The 1485-nt window shown below is 70.9% G+C and carries 1 protein-coding gene; it reads right to left on the bottom strand.

Annotation, left to right across the window (positions count from 1 at the left end):
- On the bottom strand, positions 1-1280 hold a 1280-nt coding region (locus A7A76_RS04225; RefSeq protein ID WP_206410025.1), incomplete at its 3' end, for a protein adenylyltransferase SelO.
- Between the last annotated feature and the right edge of the window lie 205 nt (positions 1281-1485).

The following is a 1485-nucleotide window of genomic DNA, read 5'->3' as shown; positions in this document are numbered from 1 at the left end:
CAGCCGCGCAGCGCCTCGGCCGCGGCGGCGCGCGCCGGGTCGTAGGCGGCCTCGGCCAGCGGCGCCGGGTCGGGGCGCTCGGCGCTCACGTCGATATCGGCCAACGCGCGGAAGAAGATCGTCATGTCGATCTCGTTGGCCTGCAGCCAGCCGCGCAGTTCCTGCATCAGCGCCACATCCTCGTCGCCGCACTCGCGCAGCCCCAGCTTGCGCGCGATGGCGTCGCGCTCGGCCTGGTTGTAGGTCTCCACATAACGCCGCAGGCCGTCCTGCAAGGCCTCGGCGGCGATCAGCGGCGACAGCGCGCCGGCCAGCCGGCTCAGGTTCCAGTACGCCACTTGCGGCTGCTGGCCGTAGCGATAGCGGCGGCGGCCGGCGTCGGTGGTGTTCGGGGTCCAGTCCGGGTCGTAGTTGTCGATCCAGCCGTACGGGCCGTAGTCGATGGTCAGACCGAGGATCGACAGGTTGTCGGTGTTCATCACCCCGTGCACGAAGCCGACCCGCATCCAGTGCGCCATCAGCGTCGCGGTGCGCTGCGCCACGTCGCCGAACCACTGCGCGTAGGCGTTTTCGCCGGCGTCGGCCAGGTGCGGAAAGTCGCGGCGGATGCAGAAATCCAGCAAGGCCTTCAGCAGTGCGGTGTCGCCGCGCGAGGCCGGCAGTTCGAAATTGCCGAAGCGAATGAACGACGGCGCCACCCGGCAGACGATCGCGCCGGGCTCGGCCTGCGCATGGCCGTCGTAAAACATGTCGCGGACCACGCTGTCGCCGGTGCCGACCAGGCTCAACGCGCGCGTGGTCGGCACGCCGAGGTGGTGCATGGCCTCGCTGCACAGGAATTCGCGGATCGAAGAGCGCAGCACCGCGCGGCCGTCGGCGCTGCGCGAGTACGGCGTCGGCCCGGCGCCCTTGAGCTGCAGCTCCCAGCGCCGGCCGTCGTCGGCGACGACCTCGCCCAGCGAAATCGCGCGCCCGTCGCCGAGCTGGCCGGCCCAGGCGCCGAACTGATGGCCGCCGTAATTGGCCGCATACGGCTGCATCCCCGGCAACAGCGCGTTGCCGCCGAACGTCTCGGCGAACGCGCGGCTGGCGACCTCGGCCTCGCTGAAGCCCAGCGCCGCGGCCATTTCGGCCGAATGCGCGAGCAAGCGCGGCGCCGCCACCGGCGTGGGATCGACCCGCGAATACAGCGCGCCGTGAACCTGGCGCACGCCCGGCGCGGTGTCCGGATCGCCCGGCAGGTCGCGGACGAAGGCGTTGTCGAAGCGCAGAGCGTGCATGGGCGGCGGCGGGCTTGAAGGTGGGAACCAGATGGGTGCCGGCGATGGCGAACCCAAGCCGTGGCATGGAACGTTGCGGGGCGGAAACGGCGAGACGCCAGGCAGGTAGCGCGACAAACGGATTTCGCCGCGCCCCTCCAGGCCGTCATCCCCGCGAAGGCGGGGATCCAGAGACTTCAGAGTCATGCCGCGATGAAGCCCTGGA

It is taken from the genome of Lysobacter enzymogenes (assembly GCF_017168095.1).
GTDB lineage: Bacteria > Pseudomonadota > Gammaproteobacteria > Xanthomonadales > Xanthomonadaceae > Lysobacter > Lysobacter enzymogenes_D.
Note: the sequence above shows the minus strand (reverse complement) of the source record. Positions and strands in the feature narration are given on the sequence as shown.